This is a genomic window from Streptomyces phyllanthi (assembly GCF_009377205.1).
Lineage (GTDB): Bacteria > Actinomycetota > Actinomycetes > Streptomycetales > Streptomycetaceae > Streptomyces > Streptomyces phyllanthi.
This window is the reverse complement of record NZ_VJZE01000588.1, coordinates 1-4,772: the sequence shown is the minus strand read 5'-3', so window position 1 is coordinate 4,772 and position 4,772 is coordinate 1. Positions and strand designations below refer to the sequence as shown.

The following is a 4,772-nucleotide window of genomic DNA, read 5'->3' as shown; positions in this document are numbered from 1 at the left end:
GGGGCGATACGGAGGGTCGCGCCATGGGTGTCCTTCACCAGGACGCCCCGGTCCATCAGCTTCTCGGAGACGTCGCGGCCGGTGCCGTACGCGGGGGCGATGTCGATCCCCGCCCACAGCCCGAGCCCGCGCACGTCGGTCACCCGCCCGGCGCCCGCCAGCAGCCCCAGCTCACGGTGCAGATGCTCACCCAGCTCCGCCGCCCGCAGCTGGAACTCGCCCGACCGCAGCATCGCGATCACCTCCAGCGCCACCGCACAGGCCAGCGGGTTCCCGCCGAACGTCGACCCGTGCTCACCGGGCCGGAACACCCCGAGCACCTCCCGCGACGACACCACCGCAGACACGGGCACGATCCCGCCCCCGAGCGCCTTCCCGAGCACGTACACATCCGGTACGACGCCCTCGTGCTCACAGGCGAAGGTCCGCCCCGTCCGACCGAGCCCCGACTGGATCTCGTCGGCGACGAACAACACGTTCCGCTCCCGCGTCGCCTCCCGTACGGCCGCCAGATATCCGGGCGGCGGCACCCGCACCCCCGCCTCGCCCTGAACGGGTTCCAGCAGCACGGCGACCGTCTCGTCCGTGATCGCCGCGCGCACCGCGGCCGCGTCCCCGTACGGCACGATGTCGAAGCCCGGCGTGTACGGGCCGAAGTCCGCCCGTGCCCCCGGATCGGTGGAGAAGCTGATGAGCGTGGTCGTGCGACCGTGGAAGTTGTCGCTCGCGACCACGATCCTCGCCCGCCCGTCGGGTACTCCCTTGACCCGGTACCCCCACTTCCGGGCCGTCTTCACGGCGGTCTCCACCGCCTCCGTGCCCGTGTTCATCGGCAGGACCGACTCCATCCCGCACAACTCCGCGAGCCGTACGCAGAACTCCGCGAACCGGTCGTGGTGGAACGCCCGAGACGTCAGCGTCACCCGCTCCAGCTGCGCCCGCGCCGCCTCGATCAGCCGCCGGTTGCCGTGACCGAAGTTGAGCGCCGAGTAACCCGCCAGCAGATCCAGGTACCGACGTCCTTCGACGTCCGTCATCCACGCCCCGTCCGCCGTCGCCACCACCACCGGCAACGGGTGATAGGTACGAGCGCTGTGCGCCTCCGCCGAGGCGATCAACCGCTCCGTGGTGCTCTCCGGCAAACGTCCCGGCGCACCTCCCGGCAGACGTTCCACGGTGTTCTCCGAGGCGGCCACGACGTCCCCTTTCCTGCGGAGTCCTCGGACTCGCCCTCCTTCCTATCGTCGCTCGCATCGTGGACGCGCGAACCTGCTGCTGCGGGGCGCCCGGTAGGGTGAGCCCCGGGCCGTGACTGGCGCGCTGGGATGGGACCGACCATCGGGGAGCGGCCCGAGCAAGTGTGTGTGCCGTGCGCCTGGGCCGTACCGTGAACGCCGAACGCCACGTCCGGAGGTCCTCATGTCTGACAACTCTGCGCCCCTCTCCACCGAGTCCACCGCCTTCCGCAGCGCCCTCGACGTCATCCGGTCCGTGGAGCCCCGGGTCGCCGACGCCATCGGACAGGAGGTCGCCGACCAGCGCGAGATGCTCAAGCTGATCGCCTCCGAGAACTACGCCTCCCCGGCCACCCTCCTGGCCATGGGCAACTGGTTCAGCGACAAGTACGCCGAGGGCACCGTCGGCCGCCGCTTCTACGCCGGCTGCCGCAACGTCGACACCGTCGAGTCCCTCGCCGCCGAGCACGCCCGCGAGCTCTTCGGCGCCCGGCACGCCTACGCCCAGCCGCACTCCGGCATCGACGCCAACCTCGTCGCCTTCTGGGCCGTCCTCGCCCAGCGCGTCGAGGCCCCCGCCCTGGAGAAGGCCGGTGTCCGCCAGGTCAACGAGCTCTCCGACGCCGACTGGGCCGAGCTGCGCCAGGCCTTCGGCAACCAGCGCATGCTGGGCATGTCCCTGGACGCCGGCGGCCACCTCACCCATGGCTTCCGCCCCAACATCTCCGGCAAGATGTTCGACCAGCGCTCCTACGGCACCGACCCCGCCACCGGCCTCCTCGACTACGAGGCCCTGCGCGCGTCCGCCCGCGAGTTCAAGCCGCTGATCATCGTCGCCGGCTACTCCGCCTACCCCCGTCTCGTGAACTTCCGGATCATGCGCGAGATCGCCGACGAGGTCGGCGCCACGCTCATGGTGGACATGGCCCACTTCGCGGGCCTGGTCGCCGGCAAGGTCCTCACCGGCGACTTCGACCCGGTCCCGCACGCCCAGATCGTCACCACCACCACGCACAAGTCGCTGCGCGGCCCGCGCGGCGGCATGGTGCTGTGCGACGACTCCCTCAAGGACCAGGTCGACCGCGGCTGCCCGATGGTCCTCGGCGGCCCCCTCCCGCATGTCATGGCCGCCAAGGCCGTCGCACTCGCCGAGGCCCGCCGCCCCGAGTTCCGCGACTACGCCCAGGCCGTCGTCGACAACTCCCGCGCTCTCGCCGAGGGCCTGATGCGCCGGGGCGCCACCCTCGTCACCGGCGGCACCGACAACCACCTGAACCTGATCGATGTGGCCTCCTCCTACGGCCTCACCGGCCGCCAGGCAGAGTCCGCGCTGCTCGACTCGGGCATCGTCACCAACCGCAACGCCATCCCCGCCGACCCGAACGGCGCCTGGTACACCTCCGGCATCCGCATCGGCACGCCCGCGCTGACCACCCGTGGCCTGGGCACCGCCGAGATGGACGAGGTCGCCGGCCTCATCGACCGGGTCCTCACCACCACGGAGCCCGGCACGACCGCCAAGGGCGCCCCCTCCAAGGCCCAGCACGTCCTGGACCCGAAGGTCGCGGACGAGATCTCCCGCCGCGCCACCGACCTCGTGGCCGGCTTCCCGCTGTACCCGGAGGTCGACCTCGGCTGAGCCCTCTGAAGGACTCACCGCCGGTCTCACCGGTCGATCAGCTCCTGTCGTGATCCCCGCGGCGGCCCGGACTCGTGCCGGGTCGCCGTGCGGCGTATCTGGGAGCGGCGTATCTGGAAGCGGTGCGGCGGGAAGCGGAGTGCCGGGACGGTGCCGCCGGAACCGGAGGACCCTCAGACGTCCCGCAGCTCCTGCCGGGGTCCGGGCTCCGGGCGCTGCCTCCACCAGCTCCGCCCACCGGTGTGCGGCCGCCATCCTGCGCGCGCCGCCAGCGGTCGTAGCGCCGACGTCAGTGCCACGCCGGCCACCAGCCCCGGTATGACCCACCACCAGTTGGTGCCGAGTCCCGTGGCCGCCTCGGCGGGTGGGCGGTCGCCGGCCGTGGACACGGCGGCGGAATCGTCGTCCGCCGACCGCCCAGGCTGCGCGTCAGTGCCCGTGCCCGTATCCGTGCCTGAGCCCGTGTCCTGGCCTTTCAGCACCTCGCCCATGACCCCGAGCTCCATGAGCAGTCCTCGCAGCTTCTCCGGGTGTGCGGCCTTGTGCCAGGTGCCGGCCGTGCCGTCTGAGCCGCCCCTTGCCGTGTGGATCCAAACCCCCCGGGCCTTGGGCATGAGCGGATACACCTGGTCGACACGCCATGGGGTGACGTCGTGGATCAGCCAGGTGACATTGACCTGGTGGCCTATGGTCTCGTCCACCTTCGGCGGCTCCTCGTCGCCGCGGTCAAGAGTGCCGTCCATCGGGCCGAGATGATCCTGCAGGAGGGTGTACCTCTCGTCCGTCGCGTACAACGAAGACGTCTCCTGGCTTGTGGGCGAGACCAGCAGCACGCTCGTCGGCCCGCCCGCCGCCGAGGGCGACGCCCCCAGCAGCACGAGGGCGAAGACCGTCATCAACGCTCCTGCCAGCGCCCCCAGTTCACGCATCCAGCGCATCCGACACCCCCTACCAGTCGCGGTGCGGTCCACCCGCACTCGCTGTGTCATTCCTGGTACACCGCTCGACCCGCCGGGGTTCCCACTTCACTCGCACCGAATTCCGGGCCCCCGCCCCTCAGCCGAGCGACTTCGCGATCTCCACCGCCCGCGTCCACGACGCGACCCCTTCCAGGCGCAGTGTCAGCTCGCTGCCGTCCGCCTCCTGGCGCATCCAGAGCAGCGTGGGCCCGGCCGTGCGCTCGGAGCGGGTGAAGCGCCCGCCGTTCTCGTCGATCAGCCAGAAGGTCAGCCGGTGCGGGCGCCGGAACCACAGCGCCTGATCCGTGAGGACATCGTCCGCGTCGCCGTCCGAACCCAGCGGCACCCACTCCGGCTGCTCCCGCACGCCCTTGATGTAGCCGATGTCCAGGCGGGCCGGATACTCGTCGAGCCGGACCGTGCCGCCCCGCTCCCGCCAGCACAGGCTGATCAGATACCGGTCGAGTGGCTGGCGGGTCACCGTCACCGCGTCGGGTGTGCCCAGCGTCTCCGGGACGCGAGGGGCGAACCCGGCCCGCCGCTCGGCCTCCGCGAGGGACATGGACGTTCCGCACCCCGGCACCGAGGCTCCGGCCGTGGGCGCCGGCGACGGGTCGTACCGCACCTCGACACCGCCGAAGTCGAACCAGTCGGCCACCGCGGCCCGCACCGGAGGAGTGAGCACAAGGGCGGTGAGCAGTCCGCAGAGGGCAGCCGTCAGCATCCGTCGACGCAGCCGCACCCAGCGGCGCACCGTCCGCAGCCGCTCGCCGGGCCCGGCCCGCTCGACCACCGGGACCGGCACCCGCTCGGCGAGTATCTGCTGAAGGACGCGCTCGACCATGGTCTCGTCACCGTCGGCCCCCGGCCGGTCCAGCGACCTCCCGAGCGCCGTCAACTCCTCGGGCAACCCGGAACCCCCCGAGGCCACCCGGTCCC

Annotated in this window: 4 protein-coding genes and 1 riboswitch; of the genes, 1 reads left to right on the top strand and 3 read right to left on the bottom strand. The window is 71.9% G+C overall.

The window, feature by feature from the left end; translation table 11 throughout:
• Window positions 1-1,142: ornithine--oxo-acid transaminase (gene rocD / locus FNH04_RS41455; protein WP_152791398.1), on the bottom strand; the 1,142-nt coding region annotated here is incomplete at its 3' end.
• A 156-nt stretch (window positions 1,143-1,298) separates the two neighbouring features.
• A riboswitch (ZMP/ZTP riboswitch) is annotated at window positions 1,299-1,388 on the top strand.
• A gap of 31 nt (window positions 1,389-1,419) precedes the next feature.
• Between rocD and FNH04_RS41450 the strand changes: the two genes are divergently transcribed.
• Window positions 1,420-2,874 carry a glycine hydroxymethyltransferase gene (locus FNH04_RS41450; RefSeq protein WP_152791397.1) on the top strand — a complete coding sequence of 485 codons (1,455 nt, stop codon included), beginning with the start codon at window positions 1,420-1,422 and terminating at the stop codon, window positions 2,872-2,874.
• Between the two features lie 173 nt (window positions 2,875-3,047).
• Here the strand turns inward: FNH04_RS41450 and FNH04_RS41445 are convergent, their stop codons facing one another.
• Window positions 3,048-3,803: a hypothetical protein gene (locus FNH04_RS41445; protein WP_228031932.1), complete on the bottom strand. Its 756-nt coding sequence runs from the start codon at window positions 3,801-3,803 to the stop codon at window positions 3,048-3,050.
• A 127-nt stretch (window positions 3,804-3,930) separates the two neighbouring features.
• Entirely contained in the window at window positions 3,931-4,764 is an 834-nt protein-coding gene (locus tag FNH04_RS41440; protein ID WP_322725374.1) for a hypothetical protein, read from the bottom strand.
• Between the last annotated feature and the right edge of the window lie 8 nt (window positions 4,765-4,772).